This is a genomic window from Roseomonas elaeocarpi, from assembly GCF_042433915.1.
Taxonomy (GTDB): Bacteria; Pseudomonadota; Alphaproteobacteria; order Acetobacterales; family Acetobacteraceae; genus Roseomonas; species Roseomonas elaeocarpi.
Map to the genome: position 1 here is coordinate 319,800 of NZ_JBHLUN010000010.1, position 19,654 is coordinate 339,453.

At 72.7% G+C, this 19,654-nt stretch carries 18 protein-coding genes and 1 tRNA gene; 9 read left to right on the plus strand and 10 right to left on the minus strand.

Annotated elements, in window-relative coordinates:
* Positions 1-43: 43 nt before the first annotated feature.
* From gsiB to ACFFGY_RS16200, 5 genes are read left to right on the plus strand one after another with little or no spacing between them, the layout of a single operon-like run.
* A complete protein-coding gene (gsiB, locus tag ACFFGY_RS16180) occupies positions 44-1,603 on the plus strand; it encodes a glutathione ABC transporter substrate-binding protein GsiB (protein WP_377045538.1) in 1,560 nt (519 codons plus the stop codon).
* Complete coding sequence (gsiC, locus tag ACFFGY_RS16185; RefSeq protein ID WP_377045539.1) at positions 1,603-2,523, plus strand: glutathione ABC transporter permease GsiC; 921 nt, start codon at positions 1,603-1,605, stop codon at positions 2,521-2,523. Before gsiB ends, gsiC begins: the two co-directional genes overlap by 1 nt.
* A complete protein-coding gene (locus tag ACFFGY_RS16190; RefSeq protein ID WP_377045540.1) occupies positions 2,520-3,416 on the plus strand; it encodes an ABC transporter permease subunit in 897 nt (298 codons plus the stop codon). The genes gsiC and ACFFGY_RS16190 overlap by 4 nt, the downstream gene beginning before the upstream one ends.
* The gene (locus ACFFGY_RS16195) at positions 3,416-4,432 is read left to right on the plus strand and encodes a DmpA family aminopeptidase (protein WP_377045541.1); all 1,017 of its coding nucleotides are present in this window, start codon (positions 3,416-3,418) and stop codon (positions 4,430-4,432) included. The genes ACFFGY_RS16190 and ACFFGY_RS16195 overlap by 1 nt, the downstream gene beginning before the upstream one ends.
* Complete coding sequence (locus ACFFGY_RS16200) at positions 4,429-5,247, plus strand: M55 family metallopeptidase (protein ID WP_377045542.1); 819 nt, start codon at positions 4,429-4,431, stop codon at positions 5,245-5,247. Before ACFFGY_RS16195 ends, ACFFGY_RS16200 begins: the two co-directional genes overlap by 4 nt.
* A gap of 25 nt (positions 5,248-5,272) precedes the next feature.
* Here the strand turns inward: ACFFGY_RS16200 and ACFFGY_RS16205 are convergent, their stop codons facing one another.
* Positions 5,273-5,470: a hypothetical protein gene (locus ACFFGY_RS16205; RefSeq protein ID WP_377045543.1), complete on the minus strand. Its 198-nt coding sequence runs from the start codon at positions 5,468-5,470 to the stop codon at positions 5,273-5,275.
* Positions 5,471-5,799: 329 nt separating this feature from the next.
* Positions 5,800-5,872: transfer RNA gene (locus tag ACFFGY_RS16210), tRNA-Phe, on the minus strand.
* 375 nt (positions 5,873-6,247) lie between these two features.
* Here ACFFGY_RS16210 and ACFFGY_RS16215 point away from each other — a divergent pair.
* Entirely contained in the window at positions 6,248-7,303 is a 1,056-nt protein-coding gene (locus tag ACFFGY_RS16215; RefSeq protein ID WP_377045544.1) for a phosphotransferase, read from the plus strand.
* A gap of 6 nt (positions 7,304-7,309) precedes the next feature.
* Positions 7,310-8,698 (plus strand): aspartate aminotransferase family protein, encoded by a 1,389-nt coding sequence (locus ACFFGY_RS16220; protein WP_456316171.1) that lies wholly within the window; start codon positions 7,310-7,312, stop codon positions 8,696-8,698.
* A 142-nt stretch (positions 8,699-8,840) separates the two neighbouring features.
* Here ACFFGY_RS16220 and ACFFGY_RS16225 read toward each other — a convergent pair whose 3' ends face one another.
* Positions 8,841-10,760 carry a putative bifunctional diguanylate cyclase/phosphodiesterase gene (locus ACFFGY_RS16225; protein WP_377045545.1) on the minus strand — a complete coding sequence of 640 codons (1,920 nt, stop codon included), beginning with the start codon at positions 10,758-10,760 and terminating at the stop codon, positions 8,841-8,843.
* 214 nt (positions 10,761-10,974) lie between these two features.
* Between ACFFGY_RS16225 and ACFFGY_RS16230 the strand changes: the two genes are divergently transcribed.
* The gene (locus ACFFGY_RS16230) at positions 10,975-11,550 is read left to right on the plus strand and encodes a YfiR/HmsC family protein (protein WP_377045546.1); all 576 of its coding nucleotides are present in this window, start codon (positions 10,975-10,977) and stop codon (positions 11,548-11,550) included.
* A gap of 4 nt (positions 11,551-11,554) precedes the next feature.
* A complete protein-coding gene (locus ACFFGY_RS16235; RefSeq protein ID WP_377045547.1) occupies positions 11,555-13,573 on the plus strand; it encodes a TonB-dependent receptor plug domain-containing protein in 2,019 nt (672 codons plus the stop codon).
* Between the two features lie 176 nt (positions 13,574-13,749).
* On the opposite strand, the gene ACFFGY_RS16240 is transcribed toward ACFFGY_RS16235, so the two are convergent.
* The 7 genes from ACFFGY_RS16240 to murA form a co-directional block, all read right to left on the minus strand.
* Entirely contained in the window at positions 13,750-13,992 is a 243-nt protein-coding gene (locus ACFFGY_RS16240) for a DNA gyrase inhibitor YacG (protein ID WP_377045548.1), read from the minus strand.
* Positions 13,985-15,109: a ribonuclease E/G gene (locus tag ACFFGY_RS16245; RefSeq protein WP_377045549.1), complete on the minus strand. Its 1,125-nt coding sequence runs from the start codon at positions 15,107-15,109 to the stop codon at positions 13,985-13,987. The genes ACFFGY_RS16240 and ACFFGY_RS16245 overlap by 8 nt, the downstream gene beginning before the upstream one ends.
* A 2-nt stretch (positions 15,110-15,111) precedes the next feature.
* Positions 15,112-15,711, minus strand: coding sequence for a Maf family protein (locus ACFFGY_RS16250; protein WP_377045550.1), 600 nt, complete (start codon positions 15,709-15,711; stop codon positions 15,112-15,114).
* Between the two features lie 408 nt (positions 15,712-16,119).
* Positions 16,120-16,338, minus strand: a complete 219-nt coding sequence (gene infA / locus ACFFGY_RS16255; RefSeq protein WP_007003972.1) for a translation initiation factor IF-1 — start codon at positions 16,336-16,338, stop codon at positions 16,120-16,122.
* Positions 16,339-16,580: 242 nt separating this feature from the next.
* The gene (gene hisD / locus ACFFGY_RS16260) at positions 16,581-17,870 is read right to left on the minus strand and encodes a histidinol dehydrogenase (RefSeq protein WP_377045551.1); all 1,290 of its coding nucleotides are present in this window, start codon (positions 17,868-17,870) and stop codon (positions 16,581-16,583) included.
* Between the two features lie 189 nt (positions 17,871-18,059).
* Positions 18,060-18,752 (minus strand): ATP phosphoribosyltransferase, encoded by a 693-nt coding sequence (gene hisG / locus ACFFGY_RS16265; protein ID WP_377045552.1) that lies wholly within the window; start codon positions 18,750-18,752, stop codon positions 18,060-18,062.
* Positions 18,753-18,756: 4 nt separating this feature from the next.
* On the minus strand, positions 18,757-19,654 hold an 898-nt coding region (gene murA / locus ACFFGY_RS16270), incomplete at its 5' end, for a UDP-N-acetylglucosamine 1-carboxyvinyltransferase (protein ID WP_377045553.1).

Below are 19,654 nucleotides of genomic sequence, written 5' to 3' on the forward strand. Positions count from 1 at the left end.
CGCCGCGCCCGCCCCTGATCCACCGAGTGGAGGAGGAGACCCCATGACCGACCGCTTCAGCCTCAACCGCCGGGCGCTGCTGGGCGCGCTGGGCGCCACGGGCGCCCTTCCCTGGCTCGCCGGTGCGACGCCGGCCGCCGCCGCCGCCAATGACCTGGTGGTGGGCGTGCCCGACAACCTGACCGGCCTCGATCCGGCCGACGTCAACGACACGCTGTCGCAGTCGGCCTGCCGCCTCATGCTCCAGGGCCTCTACGGCTTCGACAAGGACATGAAGCTGATCCCGGTGCTGGCCGAAAGCTACGAGGCCGACGCGGATGCCAAGGTCTTCACCTTCAAGCTGCGCCAGAACGTCAAGTTCCACGACGGCACGCCCTTCGACGCCGCCGCGGTCAAGGCGAATTTCGAGCGCGTGGCCAACCCCGACAACCGCCTCAAGCGCCAGAGCCTGATCGCCATGCTCGACCGCGTGGACGTGGTGGACCCGCAGACGGCGCGCGTGTTCCTGAAGGAGCCCTTCGGCGCCTTCGTGAACACCATCGCCCACCCGGCCTGCATGATCCTCAGCCCCAAGGCGATCGCGCAGTACGGCAAGGACATCAACCGCAACCCCGTCGGCACCGGCCCTTTCACCTTCGTGAGCTGGAGCGCCGACACGCTGCGCGTGAAGAAGAGCGACGGCTACTGGAAGCCCGGCCTGCCCAAGGTGGACAGCGTCACCTTCCGCTCGGTGCCCGAGAACGGCGCGCGCATCGCCATGCTGCAGACCGGCGAAGCGCAGTTCATCTACCCGCTGCCGCCCGAGATGGCGGCCGTGGTGCAGCGCGCCCCCAATGTCGAGATCGTGGACGCGCCCTCGATCATCGCGCGCTACGTCTCGATGAACTGCATGCAGAAGCCGTTCAACGACGTCCGCGTCCGCCAGGCGCTGAACTACGCCGTGAACAAGGAGGCCTACGCCAAGGTCGTCTACAACGGCTACGCCAAGCCGCTGGACGCACCGATCCCGGCGCAGCTGGGCTTCTACAGCAAGCAGCAGCCCTACCCCTACGACGTGGCGAAGGCCAAGCAGCTGCTGGCCGAGGCCGGCTACGCGAACGGCTTCGAGACGGAGATGTGGGCGCAGAACAACACGCTGGCGCAGCGCGGCATGCAGTTCATGCAGCAGCAGCTGGCTGCGGTGGGCGTGAAGGTCAACGTTTTCCCGCTCGAGAGTGGCGTGTTGCAGGACCGCATCTGGAGCGTGCAGAAGCCCGAGGACGCCAAGATCCAGATGTACTACGGCGGCTGGTCCTCCTCGACCGGCGATGCCGACTGGGGCCTGCGTCCGCTGTTTTGGGGCCAGGGCATGCCGCCCAAGCTCTACAACACCGCCTATTACAGCAACCCCGAGGTCGATAAGGCGCTCGAGGCCGCCATCGCCACGGCCGACACCTCCAAGCGGGAGGACCTGTACAAGCAGGCCCAGGCGCAGATCTGGAAGGACGCGCCCTGGATCTTCCTGGGCGTGGAGGACGTGCTCTCGGCCAAGGCCAAGCGCCTCAGCAACCTGTATCGCATCCCCGATGGCGGGCTGCTGATCGAGGAAGCGGCGTTCTCCTGATGCTCGGCTACGCCCTGCGCCGCCTGCTCGGCGCCGTGCCCGTCCTGGTCGCGGTGTCGATCTTCGTGTTCGCCTTCGTTCGCCTGCTGCCCGGCGATCCGGCGCGGCTGGTGGCCGGGCCGGACGCTTCGGCGCAGGACGTGGAACTGGTGCGGCAGGACCTGGGCCTGGATCGTCCGATCTGGGAACAGTACCTGCGCTACGTGGACAACACGCTGCACGGTGACCTGGGCCGCTCCACCAAGACCCGGGCGCCCGTGATCGACGAGATCGGCGAGCGCTTCATGCCGACCTTCTGGCTGACCGTGGTGGCGATGGTCTGGGCCACCGCCATCGGCGTGCTGATCGGCGTCCTGTCGGGGGTGAAGCGCAACAAGTGGCAGGACCGGGTGGGGATGGTGCTCGCGGTATCGGGCATCTCCTTCCCCTCCTTCTGGCTGGGCCTGCTGCTGATCAACGTCTTCTCGGTGCGCCTCGGCTGGCTGCCCACCGGCGGCTACGGCGACTGGCGGAGCTTTATCATGCCCTCCTTCACGCTGGGCGTGACGGTGGCCGCGATCCTGGCGCGCTTCTCGCGCTCCGCCTACGTCGAGGTCGCCTCCGAGGACTACGTCCGCACCGCCCGCATGAAGGGCGTGCCGGAGCAGCGGGTCGTGTGGCACCATACGCTGCGCAACGCGCTGATCCCGGTGATCACCATGACGGGGCTGGAGTTCGGCACCTTGCTGGGCGGCGCCATCGTGATCGAAACGGTGTTCGCCTGGCCCGGCCTCGGGCGCCTGCTGGTGGAGTCCGTGAGCTACCGCGACTACCCCGTGATTCAGGCACTGATCCTGCTCTTCGCGCTGGAGTTCGTCCTCATCAACCTGGTGGTGGACCAGCTCTACGCCGTCGTGAACCCGGAGATCCGCCTGCGATGAGCGACGCGCCCCTCGACGACATCGCCGGCACCGGCACGGCCGCGCCGATCGAGATCCAGTCCCCGCTGGGCGAGTTCTGGCGCCGCTTTCTGCGCCAGCGCACCGCCGTGGTGGCCGGCATCATCATCCTGCTGGTGGTGATCGCCGCCGTGGCGGCGCCGCTGATCGCGCCCTACGACCCGGCGACACCCGACTACGAGAACATCCTGTCCGGTCCCTCCAGCCTCCACTGGGCGGGCACCGATGCCTATGGGCGCGACATCTTCAGCCGCATCATCTGGGGCGCGCAGATCTCGCTCTCGGTGGGTTTCCTGTCGGTGGTGCTCGGCGCCGTGTTCGGCGTGACGCTGGGCCTGGTCAGCGGCTTCTTCGGTGGCTGGGTGGATACCCTCATCATGCGGCTCTGCGACGTGCTGCTGGCCTTTCCCGGCATCCTGCTGGCGATCGCCGTGGTGGCGCTGCTGGGGCCGGGCGTGGCCAACGTGATCTACGCCGTCGCGGTGTTTTCCGTGCCGATCTACGCCCGCGTGGTGCGCGGCAGCACGCTCGCGCTCAAGCACACGCTCTATGTCCAGGCGGCCCGCTCGATCGGCGTGAAGCGCCTGCCGCTGATCCTGCGCCACATCCTGCCCGGCACGCTGCCCGGCGTGATCGTCACCACCTCGCTGCGCATCGGCACCGCGATCCTGGTGGCAGCCGGCCTCAGCTTCCTGGGCCTGGGCGCGCAGCCGCCCTCGCCGGAATGGGGTGCGATGCTGGCGGACGGGCGCTCCTACCTGGGCGTGGCGGATCACCTGACCTTCTTCCCAGGCCTCGCGATCTTCCTGACCGTCCTCGCCTTCAACGTACTGGGCGATGGCTTGCGCGACGCGCTGGACCAGAAGCTGCGCTGATGCGGGCGCGCGACCTCGGCCTGGGCTGCGGCACGCTGCCGCCCGGGCCACGCAACGCGATCACCGACGTGCCCGGTCTCCGCGTCGGGCACCGGACCCTCGTCCACGGCGACGACATCCGCACCGGCGTCACTGCGATCATCCCGCACACCGGCCGGATGTTTCGCGAGAAGCTGCCGGCCGGCGTCGCCGTCATCAACGGCTTCGGCAAGAGCGTCGGCCTCGTGCAGGTCGAGGAACTGGGCGAGATCGAGACGCCGATCCTGCTCACCAACACCTTCGGCGTCGCGGCCTGCACCGAGGCGCTGATCCGTCACGCCGTGGCCGAGGAACCGCGCATCGGCCGCCGCACCTCCACCGTCAACGCCCTGGTGATGGAGTGCAACGACGGCCACCTGAACGACATCCAGGCCCTCGCCGTCACGCCCGAGGACGCCGTCGCCGCCATCGCCGCGGCGGGCGAGGACTTCGCGAGCGGCGCGGTGGGCGCCGGCACCGGCATGAGCAGCTTCGGCCTCAAGGGCGGCGTCGGCACGGCCTCGCGCCGGGTCGCGCTGGACGGGCAGGACTTCCACCTGGGCGCGCTGGTGCTCGCCAATTTCGGACGCGCCGGCGACCTGCGCCTGCCCGACGGCCGCCGCATCGACCCGCGCGAACCCGTCGAGACCGAGAAGGGCTCGGTGATCGTGGTGCTCGCCACCGACGTGCCGCTCGACGCGCGGCAGCTGCGGCGCGTGGCCACGCGCGGCGGCGCCGGCATCGCCTGGACCGGCTCCTTCTGGGGCCATGGCAGCGGCGACATCATGCTGGCTTTCTCCACCGCCGACCGCATCCCGCACGCGCCCGACGCCGCGATCCTCCCCCGCCGCGCCCTGGCGGAAGGGAAGATCGACGCGCTGTTCCACGCGGCCGCCGAGGCGACGCAGGAAGCCGTGCTCGACGCCCTCGCGGCGGCGGAGCCGGTCACAGGTTTCCGCGGCCATAGCCGCCGCGCGCTCCGGGAGTTCCTCGCGTGAAGGTCTACATCTCCGTCGACATCGAGGGCGTGGCCGGCGTCGTGTCCCCGCTGCAGGGCACCCCCGGCAACGCGGAGTACGAGCGCGCCCGACGGCTGATGACGGCGGAAGCCAATGCCGCGATCGAGGGTGCCTTCGCCGGCGGCGCCACCGAGGTCCTGGTCAATGACGGCCACGGCCCGATGACCAACCTCATTCCCGAGCTGCTGGACCCGCGCGCCGAGGTAATCCTGGGCAAGCCCAAGCCGATGAACATGTGCGCCGGTTTGTCGGCTGAGCACGATGCGATGTTCTGCATCGGCTACCACACCGCGGCCGGGCGGCACGGCGTGCTGGCGCATACGGTGAACGGCTTCGCCTTTCGCGAGATCCGCGTGAACGGCATCCCCTGCGCCGAGGCCACACTGAACGGCGCCTATGCCGGCAGCCTCGGCGTGCCGGTGGTGCTGCTGTCGGGCGACGACCTGACCGCGGCCGAATGCGGCGCGCACTTCCCCGGCGCGCGGCTGGTGGTGACCAAGCAGGCGCTCGGCGCCCGCGCGGCGCGCGCCATCTCCCCCGCCCTGGCCTGCGAGCGCATCCGCGAGGCCGCCACCGCCGCGCTGCGCGACATGGACGGCGTGGCGCCCTTCACGGTCGAAGGTCCCTACGTGCTGGAGGTCGCCTTCAACAACCCGGCGATGGCCGACCTCGCCGCCATCATCCCGGTGGCGGAGCGGCGCGACCCGGTGACGGTGTCCTTCCCCGCCGCGACGATGGGCGAGGTGCTCGGCTGGGTGAACACGCTCTCGGCGCTGTCGTCCTTTCTGCGCTGAGGCGGTCGCCTGCCACTGGCGCCGTTCAGCGCCAGCAGAGCAGCGCGTCGAGCAGCGACAGCACGCTTCCCAGCGCTACGAACAGAGCGCCGATGGGGATCAGGAACAGGCCCACCACGTAGCGCAGCGTGGCGACGCCGTAGCCGATCAGCAACCAGCCGAAGTCGCGCGTTTCGCGGCCGCCGTAGCAGGAAGGGCGGCGGGACGGCTCGGCCTGCGCCAACGCAGCGGCGGCTTCGGCCTGGCCTGGGCCCGCCGGCCGAAGGGCGCAGAGCAGAACAGCCGGAAAGGGCACGCGGTCAGGCACCTGCGCCGAAGCGGAGCCGGGCCCGGCGCACAGCAGCGCCAGCAGCAGCCCCCACGAACAGCAGGGCCGGGCGCGTCGTCCCCGCAACAGGCGATACGGGCCTGACCGGATGGCGGGATCCTTCCGGAACGCAGGGATTGCGGCAGCGAGCCACGCAACAACTGGATGGATATTCAGGATCCCCTGAGGCCCGGCAAACCGGATCAGCGCACTGCGATACCGGATCGGGGGAGAAGGGAGGAAGGTGCCCAGGGGCGGAATCGAACCACCGACACTGCGATTTTCAGTCGCATGCTCTACCAACTGAGCTACCTGGGCACAGGCGCCGCTTGGCGTGGCGGCCATGTAGCGCAGCCCCTGGGGGCTGTCCAGAGCCCCATGGCCTGATCATCGCCTCCCCTGCGATCGTTCCGGCTTACGCCGCCGAACCCCCATCGGACGCTCCCTGCCCCGGGCATCCCGGCACCGGCCCACCCGCTGCATGCGCCCCCCAACGTCGCATCGGCTCCTCGCACCACCTCCTCACCGCCCTGTCCCGCTGGACAGAAGCAGCCCGCCGGCCCAAGCCTGATCCCCGATGGTGTGAGCGGCAGCGTTCCGCCACAGCCACCGGGCCGGGCTCGCCGCCGGCCTTACAGCAGGAGTTCACCGCCTTGGCACGAGCAGGTCGACCCGTGACGACAGCCCAGGCCGATGCCTGACGCGGAGGCAGCCGCCCCGCCGGCCACCGATCTCCTCACGGACCGGCTGATGCTCGCACCGCCTCCGGCGGTGGAGACAGCGCCGCTGCTGGCGGTGCTGCGCCGGCACTGGGGGCTGGACGGCATCCTCACGCCCCTGAGCGGCGAGCGCGACCGCAACTTCCGCCTTCTCCCGCCCGCGGGCGCGCCGCTGCTGGTCAAGCTCGCGCACCCGGACGAGGACCCGGCCATCACCGACTTCCAGAACGCCGCGCTGCTGCACCTAGAACAGGCCGCGCCCGACCTGCCGCTGCCCCGCCTCCTGCGCCCCCGCGACGGCGGCACGACTCTGCCGCACCCGGCCACGGACGGGCGCCCCTGCCTGCTGCGCGTGCTGAGCTTCCTGCCCGGCCAGCCGATGACGGCGGCGTTGGAAACCGCCCAGGCGCGGGCGCTGGGCACCCTCGCCGCCCGTCTGGACCACGGTCTGGCCGGGTTCCGCCACCCCGCCGACCGCCGCCGCCTGCTGTGGGACCTGCGCGAGGCGCCCGGGCTGCGCGACCTGCTGCCGGAGGTGACGGAGCCCGCGCTGCGCGACCTGGCGGCCGCCGCGGTGGAGCGCTTCTCCACCCTCGGCGCCCCGGCGCTGCGCGCCCTGCCGGCCCAGGTGATCCACAACGACCTCAACCCGCACAACATCCTGGTGGCCGAGGACGATCCCGCGCGCCTCGCCGGCATCATCGACTTCGGCGACATGGTCCGCGCCCCGCCCATCCAGGAGGTCGCGACCGCCTGCGCCTATCTCGTGCGCCCTGGCGCAGCGCCGCTGCGTGGCCCCGCCGCCTTCCTGGCCGGCTACCGCGCCGTGCGCCCCGTGCCGGAGGAAGAGGCCGCGCTGCTGCCGGTGCTGATCGCCACCCGCATGGCCATGACCGTGCTGATCGCCCACTGGCGCGCCGCCCGGCAGCCGGAAAACGCGCCCTACATCCTGCGCAACATGCCCGGCGCCCGCACGGGTCTGGCCGCGCTGGCCGATCTCGCGACACCCTTCCTGCCGGTGGAAAGCTGAACCGCCATGACCGACGCCACATCCTCCAGCCCCCATGGCGCCACCACGGAGCCCCGCGGCATGGCGATGATCAACGCCTTCGATCCCGCCCGCGCCACCGCGCTGACGCCGCACGAGCAAACCATGGTGGCGCGCCGCCGGCGCCTGCTGGGCCCCGCCTACCGGCTGTTCTACGAACACCCCGTCCACCTCGTTCGCGGCGAGGGCGCCTGGCTGTTCGACGCGGCGGGCGAGCGCTACCTCGACTGCTACAACAACGTCGCCTCGCTGGGTCATGCGCACCCGAGCGTGGTGGAGGCGATCGCCACCCAGGCCCGGCAGCTCAACACCCACACGCGCTACCTGCACGACACCGTGCTGGACTATGCCGAGGCGCTGCTGGCGAGTTTCCCCGCGGCGCTGGGGCCGGATGCGGGTCAGGTGATGTTCACCTGCACCGGTTCCGAGGCCAACGACCTCGCGCTGCGCATCGCCCGCGCCCACACGGGCGGCGAGGGCGTGGTGATCACCTCGCTCGCCTATCACGGCGTCACCAGCGCCCTGGCCGAGCTTTCGCCCTCGCTGGGCGAAGGCGTGCCGCTGGGCCGGCACGTCGCCACCGTCGCCCCGCCCGACCTGTATCGCCGCGGCCCCGACATGCCCGCGCGCTTCGCGGCCGACATCGCCGCCGCTTTCGCGGGGCTCGCCCGGCACGGCATCCGCCCCTGCGCGCTGCTGGTGGATACGATGTTCACCTCGGACGGCGTGTTTCCCGACCCCGCCGGCTTCCTGCGAGAAGCGGCCGCCGCGGCGCGCGCGGCCGGCGCCCTGTTCATCGCCGACGAGGTCCAGCCGGGCTTCGGCCGCACCGGCACCATGTGGGGCTTCGCGCGGCACGGGGTGGAGCCCGACATCGTCACCATGGGCAAGCCGATGGGCAACGGCCACCCGGTCGCGGGGCTGGTGGCGCAGGCCGCCGTGTTGGAACGCTTCGCCGCCACGGCGCGCTACTTCAACACCTTTGGCGGCAATCCCGTCTCCGCCGCGGCCGGGCTGGCCGTGCTGCGCGTGCTGGCCGAGGAAGCGCTGCCCGACAATGCCGCGGCGGTGGGGACCTTCCTGGCCGAAGGGCTGCGCGACCTCGCGGGCCGGCACGCCCTGATCGGCGACGTGCGGGGCGCCGGCCTCTCGATCGGGGTCGAGCTGGTACGCGACCGCGCCACGCGCGATCCCGCCACCGCCGCCACGACGCGCATCGTCAACGCCCTGCGCCAGCGCCGGGTGCTGATCAGCGCCTCGGGCCCCGGCGCCAACATCCTCAAGATCCGCCCGCCGCTCTGCCTCAGCCGCGCCCAGGCGGAGATGTTCCTGGATGCGCTCGACGCCGTTCTGCGGGAGGCCAGCGCTGCGGACTGAGCGCGGCGGGCGGGATCTCCGCCGCCGGCAGCAGATTTGGGCCCAGCGTCACGCCGCCGGCCCGAACGCCGTCACCGAAGCGGGCGGCCGGGCCATGGTGCGCAGCCCTCCAGAAGCCGCGCGGCGGCGTCCCCGGCCCAGGTCAGGCGGCTTGGCCGACCGGGGCGGCCAGCAGCTCCCGCAGCGCCTCGCCCGACATCGGGCGGGCAAAGAAGTAGCCCTGCACCTCCTCGCAGCCCTGTGCCAGCAGCAGGGCCGCCTGTTCCCGCAGCTCCACGCCCTCGGCATTGGCGCGCACGCCCAGCGCCCGGCTCATGCCCACCACGGCGCTGACGATGGCGCCGGCATTGGGATCCTGGCCGAGGTTGCGCACGAAGGAGCGGTCGATCTTCACCTTGTCGAAGGGGAACTTCTGCAGGTAGCCGAGCGAGGAATACCCCGTGCCGAAATCGTCCATCGCGATCTTCACGCCCAGCCGCCGCAGGCGCTCCAGCGTCGCCAGGGTTTCCTCGGTGTCGTTGAGCAGCACGCCCTCGGTGATCTCCAGCTCCAGTCGGCTGGCCGGCAGTCCGCTGTGCTCGAGGGCCGCGGTGACGCATTCGCACAGGCCAGGCTGACGGAACTGCACCGGTGACACGTTGACCGCCACGCCCATCGGCTCTGGCCAGGTCGCCGCCTGCCGACAGGCCTCGTGGATCGCCCAGGCGCCGATCTGCCCGATCAGCCCGGTTTCCTCGGCGATCCCGATGAACTGGTCCGGCGGCACGTTGCCGACGCCCGGGCGTTCCCAGCGCAGCAGGGCCTCGGCGCCGATGATCCGCTCGTCCTCCAGGTTGATCTGCGGCTGGAAGGCGAGTCGGAAGCCGCCGCTGGCCAAGGCGTTGCGCAGGTCCACCTCCAGCGCGCGCCGCTCCTGCAGCCGCTGGTTCATCTCGGGCGCGAAGAAGCAGTAGCCGCCGCGCCCGGCCTCTTTGGCCTGGTAGAGCGCGAGGTCGGCATTGCGCATCAGCTGCGCCGGGTCGCAGAGGGCGCCCGGCGCCGTCATCGCGATGCCCACGCTGACCCCCACGCTGGCCTGCCCGCCGGCGAGCGCGAAGGGCTCCTCCAGCGCCGCGATCAATCGACGCGCCAGGGCGTCGGCGCTTTCGGGTTGGCGGGCGCGCAGCTGGATCACCGCGAACTCGTCGCCGCCCAGCCGCGCCAGCGTGTCGCTTTCGCGCAGGCAGGCCGACAGCCGCGCCGTCACGCCCAGCAGCAGCTCGTCGCCCGCGGCGTGGCCCAGCGTGTCGTTGACCTCCTTGAAACGGTCGAGGTCAAGGCAGAGCACCGCGGTGACGTCGTTGTCGCGCCGCCCCTGCGCCAGCCCCTGCGTCAGCCGGTCCGCGAAGAGGCCTCGGTTGGGCAGGCCGGTGAGCAGGTCGTGCGCGGCGAGGTAGCTCGCCCGGCGGATCGCCTCATCCAGCAGGCGCAGCGGCACCACGCGCAGCACGATGAAGATCAGCGCCGCCAGCGAGCCGGAACACAGCGCCACCGCCAGCGTCATCAGCAGCGCGTGGCGCAGGCTGCGCGCCGTTTCGGTGCTGCCGACCTTCTGGCCGTCCACCATCACCGGCTCGCTATAGGTGGCGAGTGGCCAGGCGAGCCCCACCGCCGGGATCGATTCGAGAACCAGGCGACCCCCGGCGTCGAAGACGCGCCGCCGCTCCCCCGAGGCCCGCCCCTGCTCGGGCGCCCGCACCCGCACGCCGTCGAACTCCCAGAAAGCGGGGTTGGAGTGCGACAGCGCCGCGATCTCGAGCGCGTGCAGCGTGGCGCTCGCTTCCAGGGCCCCCAGCACGCGGTAGCGCGCGGCGGCGAAGAAGCCCGCCGGCAGCGCCAGCGCGAAGAGCAGCGCCGCCAGGGCCGAGAGACCGGTGACGGTGCGGGCCACCGCGGTGCGCGAGGCCTCCGAGGGCGGGGCGGCGACCGCGGCGCGCGACCCGGCCTCCGACCGCGGGCGGACAGCCTCCATGAAGCCGGCAAAGGCCGGCAACAGGATCGGCAGGGAGATTTTCCGTGTCACGCCACCGCTCTACGCCGCTCCTGGCAAACAAATCCTCAACGCGCCGACGCGGCCCGCGAAAGTTTCCCGCCACCGGTGCGCACATGTTTGCGATTTTTTCAGAGGCGCAATGGGACAAGCCGCCCGTCACGGCGCGGTGCCGTGGCGGTGATGCCCCGCCGACACGCCGGCCGGCGCACGCCCGAACATCTCGCCGCATGAGGATGCCCATCGCTTGCCCAGGCCGGTTCCCGAGCGCCCGAGGCGCACAGCGAGCCGCCGGCTGCCCGCCGGCCGGCGCCGGCTGCTGGCGCTGGCGGTGGCGATCACCCTGTTGCCGGGGCGCGAGGCAGGGGCTGCGGACACCACGCCGCGCGACCTGCAGCTGATCGGCCAGGTCCTGGGCTTCTTGGAGCACCCGCCCACCGGCGCGGTCGAGGTCGGGCTCCTTTACGCCCCCGCCGCGCGGGTCGAGGCCGAACAGCTCGCCCAACGATTCGGCGACGGCGTGCGGGCCGGCGGCGTGACGCTGCGCCCGCGACTGCTGCCGGTGGCGGAGATCGGCACCGCCGCGCCGCGCGTCCTGCTGCTGACCAACTCCGCGCTGCCGGAGGCCGCCGCCGTCGCGCGGGCGGTGGCCGGGCGCGGCATCATGACCGTTTCGCCCGACCCGGCGCTGATCGACGGCGGCCTCGCGGTGCTGGCGGTGCGAAGCAGCCCACGGGTGGAAATCCTGGTCAGCCGCGCCGCCGCCCAATCCGCCGGCCTCAGCTTCGCCGGCGCCTTCCGCATGATGATCCAGGAGCGCTGAGGCCATGGCCGGCACGCGCCTTTTCCACCCGACGCGCCTGGCATTGCTGCTGGGCCTCGCCATGACGGGCGGCCCCGCGCTCGCGGAGGACTTCGACCGCGCGGCGCTGGAAGCGCTGTTCGGGGAACCCGTGACCACCAGCGCCGCGGGCAAGCCGCAGCGCGCCTCCGACGTGCCGGTGGGCATGGACATCATCACCGCCGAGCAGATCAAGCGATCCGGCGCCCGCGACATCCCCGAGGTGCTGGCGCGCTTCACCTCGCTCGACGTGCAGCAGTACAACGCCACCGACTACAACGTGACGGCGCGCGGCTACGCGGCGCCCAACACGCCGCGCATGCTGGTGCTGGTGAACGGCCGGCAGGTGTACCGCGACGACTACGGCCGCGTGTCGTGGCAGAGCATCCCCGTGCAGCTGGGCGAGATCCGGCAGATCGAGGTGGTGCGCGGGCCGAACAGCGCGCTGTTCGGCTTCAACGCCGGCGCCGGCGTGGTCAACATCATCACCTTCGACCCGGCCTACGACCGCGTGAACAACGTCACGGTGCGGGCGGGCCAGGGCGAGTACCGCGAGGTTTCGGGCGTGGCCTCCGCGCCGCTGGGCGAGGGCTCGGGCCTGCGCCTGTCGGCGGGGCTGCGCGAACAGCAGGCCTGGCAGCAGGGCTACGGTCCCCTCGACGAACTGCTCGGCGCCAACCGCGACCCGCATCACGGGCAGGTGGCGGGCGAGGCGGTGTTCCGCGTACGCGACGGCGTGCGGGCCAGCATCGACGCGAGCTACTCGCGCTCCGTCGATGGGGAGCTGCAGCTGCCCGGCATCTTTCTGCCCTGGGACCTCACGACCTGGAGCGTACGCGGGCGCGTGACGGCGGACACGGCGGCGGGCATCGTCGAAGCCTCGGTGTACCACAACGCGCTCGACGTCGGGCTGGGCGGCGTGCCCACCAACCGCCAGGGCGTGACGGTGGTGCAGCTGAGCGACACGGTGAAGCTCGGCGCCTCGCACACGCTGCGCCCCTTCGCCGAGTACCGGCGCAACGACATCAAGGGCACTGGCGGCGGCGCGACCGGCATCCTGTCGGTGCCCGACACCAGCACCGCCTTCGACGTTGCGGCCGGCGGGCTGATGTGGAACTGGGTGATCCGGCCCGACCTCGAATGGACCGCGGCGGCGCGCTACGACCACCTCTGGTACGGGGCCCGGGGCTACGACGCGCTGCTGAACAGCCCCTACGACGACCGCGACTACCGCCGCCGCTGGGAAACCCTGTCGTGGAACCTGGGGCTGGTGTGGAAGGCCACCGAGGTGGACAGCCTGCGCGCCGCGGCGGCGCGCGGCGTGGTGACGCCCAGCGACTACGACCTCAGCGCCATCAGCCCGGTGCCTCTGCTGGGCCTGACGGTGCTGGGCAACCCGGCCCTGAAGCCCACCACGGTGGACAACTACGAGCTGGAATACCGCCGCCGCCTCGACGCGATCGACGGCCGCTTCGGGATCACCGGCTTCTTCCAGATCAACCGCGGCATCAACACCTCGCTCGGCGCCTTTCCGGGCTTCTCGCCGGCGCAGGGCGTGCTGCTCTCGCCCTACAGCATCGGCTCCTCGCACGCCTACGGGACGGAGCTGTCGCTGAGCGGGCAGTTCCGCGGCGGCTTCGACTGGGGCACCGAGTACCGGCTGGCCGTGGTGGAGGAAGCGCAGGCCCCGAGCTACGCCGACTTCGCCCGTGCCTCGCCGCGCCACCTGGTGTCGGCGCGGCTGGGGTGGGAGCGCGAGGCGCTGCGCCTCGACCTTTACGCCCGCTACAGCACGGAGATGCGCGGCTACCGCGTCACCGGCACCGGCATCGTGCCGGTCTCTGTGGGCGACTACGCCTCGCTGGCGGCCCGCGCCGGGTACCGCCTGACCGAGCAGCTGACCCTGGCGGTCGAGGGGTCGAGCCTTCTGCACGAGCGGCAGCGCCAGAGCATCGGCGCCGAGGCGGAGCGGCGGGTCTTCGTGTCGCTGCGGGCGGACTTCTGAACGAGGCCCGCCCCGCCAGTTCCGGCTTCGCCGCGCCGGCCGCACCGTGCCAGCCCCGTCGGGTTCGCCCCGTCACGCTGGTCCGTCAAGCTGGCCCGTCACGCTGGCCTCTGCGCTGGCTCCGTCGCGCCGAACCGTGGGTCGGCGTCGCACCGCTCCCGTGAGCGGCGGGGCCCTCAGTCCTCGGGCTCTTCCTCGCCAAGGCTCTCGCCCGGGATGCTGTAGCGGCCGGTGAGCCAGTGGCTCAGGTCGATCTGCCGGCAGCGGGCCGAGCAGAAGGGGCGCTGTTCCGGGATGGCGGGCCGGCCGCAGATCGGACAGGAGGGGGCGGTGGTCTTGCCGCCCCACGCGCCGGGGCGCGGGATCTGCGGGATGGCGGCCTCGCCGGAACCCGGTGCGGGCTTCTTCGCGTCAGGCATCCTCGATCACCTCCTCGCCGGGCAACAGGGCCGGGTCCGGGCGCAGCGCCAGCGCCCGGGCGGTCCAGCGCCGGTATTCCTCCAACGTGCCGTCCAGCGCCTCCGTCGCGCGCAGCACGGCGGGATGGGCGCGCAGCGCCAGCGCGGCACCGGGCCGGGACTCGGCCTCACGCAGGGCTCGACGCAGGGCCGCGAGGCCGTGGCTCAGCGGCGTGGGCGGCAGGCCAAGGACCTCGTGCAGCGGCGGGTGGACGCGGGTCCGTACCGTCTCGATCAGGCCCAGCGCCGTGGTGCCCAGGATGCGCAGGAGGCGGTCGCCGCCCGCGGCGGATTTCAGCGCCGGAACGAACTCCGCCCGCGCCGCCGGCGCCAGCCCCGCGAGGTCGATCAGGATCGGCCCGGCCAGCTGGCGCAGCCGGATCTGCCGCGCCGCCTCACGCAGCGCGGCCTCGTTGACCCGCCGCTGCGCGCCGCGGTCGCGGGTGGCGGCGCCGGTGTCCACGTCGATCGCCACCAGCGCCGGGGTGGGATGGATCAGCAGCCGGCCGCCGCCTTCCAGCGGCACCTCGTGGCCGAGCAGGCGCTCGATCGCGGCCTCGACCGCGTCCTCGAACAGCGTGCCGCGCCGGGCGAGCGTGACGCGGTCCCCCAGGCCGGCGGCGCGCAGGGTGGCGGCCGTTTCAGGGTCGTCGGTGCGGATCGCGGCGGCGGGATGGCTGGCCGCCAGCCGCTCCACCGCCGGGGGACCGCGGCGCAGGCGGCGCGGCGGCCCTTCCGCGGCCACGTCGCGCGGCACCTTGCGGTCGAGGCGCGGCCCCTTCCCGCCCTGGGCGGCGCGCAGGATGCGCACCACCGCCGCCTGGCCTTCCGACAGCCCCTCGCCGCCCTGGTTGTCGGGCAGGAAGCCGCTTTCCTCGCCGGCCAGGGTCACGAAGATGCCCGACAGTGCCGGAACCCGCGCGCCCACGCGCCCGAGATGCAGGTCGCCCACGCCATCAGGCCGCGCCGGCCGTTCCACCGCGAAGTCCTCCAGCATGTCGCCGCGCAGCAGCGCCGTGCGGCGCTCACCGGGCGAGGCCGAGTGGAGGATCAGGAAAGGCTGGCCGCCCGCCGCCACGGTCAGGGCCGCAGCCAGCCGAGACCGCGCAGCAGCTGCGCCGTTTCGAACAGCGGCAGCCCCACCACGTTGGAGTGGCTGCCCGACAGGAAACGCACGAAGCTTTCGGCCCGGCCCTGGATCGAATAGCCGCCGGCGCAGCCGCGCCACTCAGGCCCCGCCACGTAATCCTCGATCTGGGCCGGGGTGAGCTGCACGAAGCTGAGGATGGTGGTCACCAGCCGCTCCCGCCGCGTGCCGTCGGGCGCCACGACGCAGACGCCGGTGGACACGCGGTGGCGGCGGCCGGACAGCATCTGCAGGAAGCGGCGCGCCTCCGCGGCATCGGCGGGCTTGCCCAGGGCGCGGCGGCCGGCGCCGACCACCGTGTCGGCCGCCAGCACCAACGCCCCCGGGGCGAGCGCCGCCACGGCCGCGGCCTTTTCGCGCGCCAGGCGCGCGGCCAGCAGGCGCGGCAGCTCGTCCTTCGCGGGGGTTTCGTCGATCTCGGCCGGCACGACGCGGTCGGGCACGATGCCCAGCCGCGCCAGGAGGTCGAGGCGGCGCGGGCTGGCGCTGGCCAGCACCAGCGGCGGGCGGGCGTCGGGAGGGGAAGCGGTCAAGGCATGATTCCGGGGGCAGGGTTCCGGGTTGGGGTTCCGGCCGCGGGGCGCCGGACGGTCGCGGCAGGCGTTGCGGAGGCGGTTCCCGATGCCGGGCCGGTGCCGTGCGGTGCCGGTTTTGCGCCGTGCCGCTTACGCGCCGGCTCAGCTTCGCACCGGGGCAGCTTCGCATCGGGCCGGCTTCGTGCCGGCTCGGCTCCGCGTCGGGCGGGCACGGCAAGGCAGCCTCGCCGCACGCCGTGAAGGGCACCGCCCGCGTCCCGACGGAGCGCGAGGAAGCCCGGCCGCCCGGGCCAGCGGCACGGCAGCAGGGCCGGCGCGCGGTCAGCCCTCCGCCGGGCAGGCCCCTCCGGGCGGCTCACCCAGGGCAGGACGTGCCGGGGCGCGGAGGCCCCGCGCGGCGAGCGCTTACTTGAAGCGGAAGGTGATGCGGCCCTTGGTCAGGTCGTAGGGCGTCATCTCGACGTTCACGCGGTCGCCGGCCAGCACGCGGATGCGGTTCTTGCGCATCTTTCCGCTGGTGTGCGCCAGGACCATGTGCTCGTTGTCGAGCTTGACCCGGAACATCGCGTTGGGCAGCAGCTCGACGACCTGGCCGCTGAACTCGATCATGTCTTCTTTCGACATGCATCCTCTGTGGTTGCGGGCATCGCGAGGCATGCCCAGGGAACAGGAAGGGGGCCACGCCGGGGCGCGGCCGGGAAAGCGCGCGGACGGGCGCACGAGAGCGCACCCGGCGTGGGGCGTGAATCCGCGCGGAACATGGTCCCCGCGCCCCCCCGGGTCAAGCAAGGACGTTGCGCGGCAGGAACCTGAAACACGCCGGGCGCGAGCGATCCGGCCTCACGCCGCGTGCCCCCACCGGGTTTCTACTGCCCCAGCCGCATGGCGATGGAGCGCGCATGGGCACCGAGCCCCTCGGCCTCCGCCAGCGTCACCGCCGCCGGGCCGACCCGGTGCAGCCCGGCCTCGGTGGCGGACACCCAGGTGGTGCGCTTGAGGAAGTCGAAGACGCTCAGCCCCGAGGCGAAGCGCGCCGTGCGCCCGGTGGGCAGGACGTGGTTCGGCCCGGCCACGTAGTCGCCCACCGCTTCCGGGCACCATTCGCCCAGGAAGGCGGCGCCGGCATGGCGGATGCGCGCGAAGATCGCCTCGGGCTCGGCCACCAGCACCTCCAGGTGCTCGGGCGCCAGCCGGTCGCAGAGCCGCACGCCCTCGTCCCAGTCGCGCACGAGCAGGATCGCGCCGTGTGCCTCCCAGGAAGCGCGGGCGATCGCTTCGCGCGGCAGGGTGCGCAGCGCCGCTTCCACCGCCTCGGCCACGCGGTCGGCCAGCGCGGCGCTGTCGGTGATCAGGATGCTCTGCGCGGCCTCGTCGTGCTCGGCCTGGGCGAGGAGGTCCATCGCCACGCGCGCCGGGTCCTGCACGGCGTCGGCCAGCACCACGACCTCGGAGGGACCCGCGATGCTGTCGATGCCGACGCGGCCGAAGACCTGGCGCTTGGCCTCGGCCACGTAGGCGTTGCCGGGGCCCACGATCTTGTCCACCGGCATGATGCTGTCGGTGCCCCAGGCCAGCGCCGCCACCGCCTGCGCGCCGCCGACGCGCCAGATCTCGGTGACGCCGGCGCGCTCGGCGGCCGCCAGCACCAGCGGCGCGACCTCGCCATCGGGCGTCGGCACCACCATCACCACGCGCTCCACGCCGGCGACGCGGGCGGGGATGGCGTTCATCAGCACGCTCGACGGGTAGGCCGCCTTGCCGCCCGGCACGTAAAGCCCGGCCGCGTCCACCGCGCCCCAGCGCAGGCCCAGCGTCAGCCCGTCTTCCGGCAAGACGAGGTCCTGGGGCATCTGCGCCGCGTGGAAGCGCTCGATGCGCCGCGCCGCGAGGTCGAGGGCGTCCAGCAGTTCCGGCCGGCAGGCCTGGCGGGCGGCGGCGATCTCCTCCGCGGAAACGCGCAGCGCCGCGGCACCGGCGGGCGTCCAGCGGTCGAAGCGCGCCGTCAGTTCCAGCAGCGCCGCGTCGCCGCGCGCGCGCACCTCGGCGATGATGGCGGCCACGGCGCCGTCCACGCGCTGGGTGGTGTCGCGCGCGCTGCTGAGCAGGGCGTCGAAACCGGTCGCGAAACCGGGCTGCGTCGTATCAAGCCGCTTCATGGGGACGATCCGTGCTCAGGGTGTTGGCGAAGCCGCGTCCGCCGGAAGAACTGTTCGGGGCGATACCGCTGGCGGCCGGAACCCGCCGGCGCTGATCCGGGAAGGCCGGAGCGCGGCGGGCCCGCCACGTGGGAAGAGCCGGGGTGCGCACAGGTCTCGCACCGGGGGCGCCGTCCGTCCGCCGGAGGCTCAGCCGTCCAGCGCCGCGCGCAGGCGGGCGATCCAGGCGCCGATCGCCTCGGGCTCGGTCTTGAGCGCGGTGCGGTTGACGATGAGGCGCGAGGTCACGGGCGCGATCACCTCGGTTTCCACCAGCCCGTTGGCGGCCAGCGTGGCGCCGGTCTGCACCAGGTCCACGATCAGCCGCGACAGGCCCATGGCCGGCGCCAGCTCCATCGCGCCGTTGAGGTGCACGACCTCCGCCTGGATGCCGCGGGCGGCGAAGTGGCGGGCGGCGATGCGCGGGTACTTGGTGGCGACGGTGACGGTGCTCCAGCGACTGGGGTCCTCCCCCGCCACCATCTCGGCGGGCTCGGCCACGCTGACGCGACAGGCGCCGATGCGCAGGTCCAGCGGCGCGTAGATCTCGGGGAAGTCGTGTTCCATCAGCACGTCGGCGCCGCACACGCCGATCTGCGCCGCGCCGAAGGCCACGAAGGTCGCCACGTCGAAGGAGCGCACCCGGATCAGGTCGAGGTTCGGGTGGTTGGTCGTGAAGCGCAGCTTGCGGCTGCTCTCGCTGGTGAAATCCGGCTCAGGCTCCAGCCCCGCGCGGGCGAGCAGGGGCGAGAGCTGCTTCAGGATGCGGCCCTTGGGCAGCGCCATCACGAGGCCGCCTTCCGCGCGCGGGCGGGTGGCGAGGTCGGGGAAGGGCAGGTCCATCGCGCTACTCCCCCCGCACTCTTTCGATGTTGGCACCCACGCCGGCGAGCTTGTGCTCGACGGCCTCGTAGCCGCGGTCGAGGTGGTAGACGCGGCTCACCGTGGTCTCGCCGCGGGCGGCAAGGCCTGCCAGGATCAGCGACACCGAGGCGCGTAGGTCGGTGGCCATCACCGGGGCACCTGAGAGGCGCTCCACGCCGCGCACGATGGCCGACGAGCCATGGACGTTGATGCGCGCGCCCATGCGGACCAGTTCGGGCACGTGCATGAAGCGGTTCTCGAAGATTGTCTCGGTGACCATCGAGGCACCATCGGCCACGCTCATCAGCGCCATGGTCTGCGCCTGCATGTCGGTGGCGAACCCTGGAAAGGGCTCGGTCATCACGTCCACGCCGCGAAGCCCGCCCGTGCGGCGCACGCGAAGCCCGCCCGGCTCGTCGCTCAGGTCCACGCCCGCCTCGCTCAGCACCCGCGCGCAGGCGCCCAGGTGCGACACCGCCGAGCCCTCCAGCAGGAGGTCGCCGCCGGTGATCGCCGCGGCGCAGGCAAAGGTGCCGGCCTCGATGCGGTCGGGCAGGATCGGGTGGGTGGCGCCGCCCAGCCGCGTCACGCCGGTCACCGTCAGCCGGTCGGTGCCCACACCCTCGATGCGCGCGCCCATGCGGATCAGGCAGGCGGCGAGGTCGCCGATCTCGGGCTCGCGCGCGGCGTTGATCAGCTCGGTGGTGCCGTCGGCCAGCGTGGCCGCCATCAAGAGGTTCTCGGTGGCGCCCACCGAGACCTGCGGGAACACGATGCGCGCGCCCTTGAGCCGCCCCTCGACGGAAGCGCCGATATAGCCCTCCGCCAGGTCGATGCGCGCGCCCATCGCCTCCAGCCCGCGCAGGTGCAGGTCCACGGGC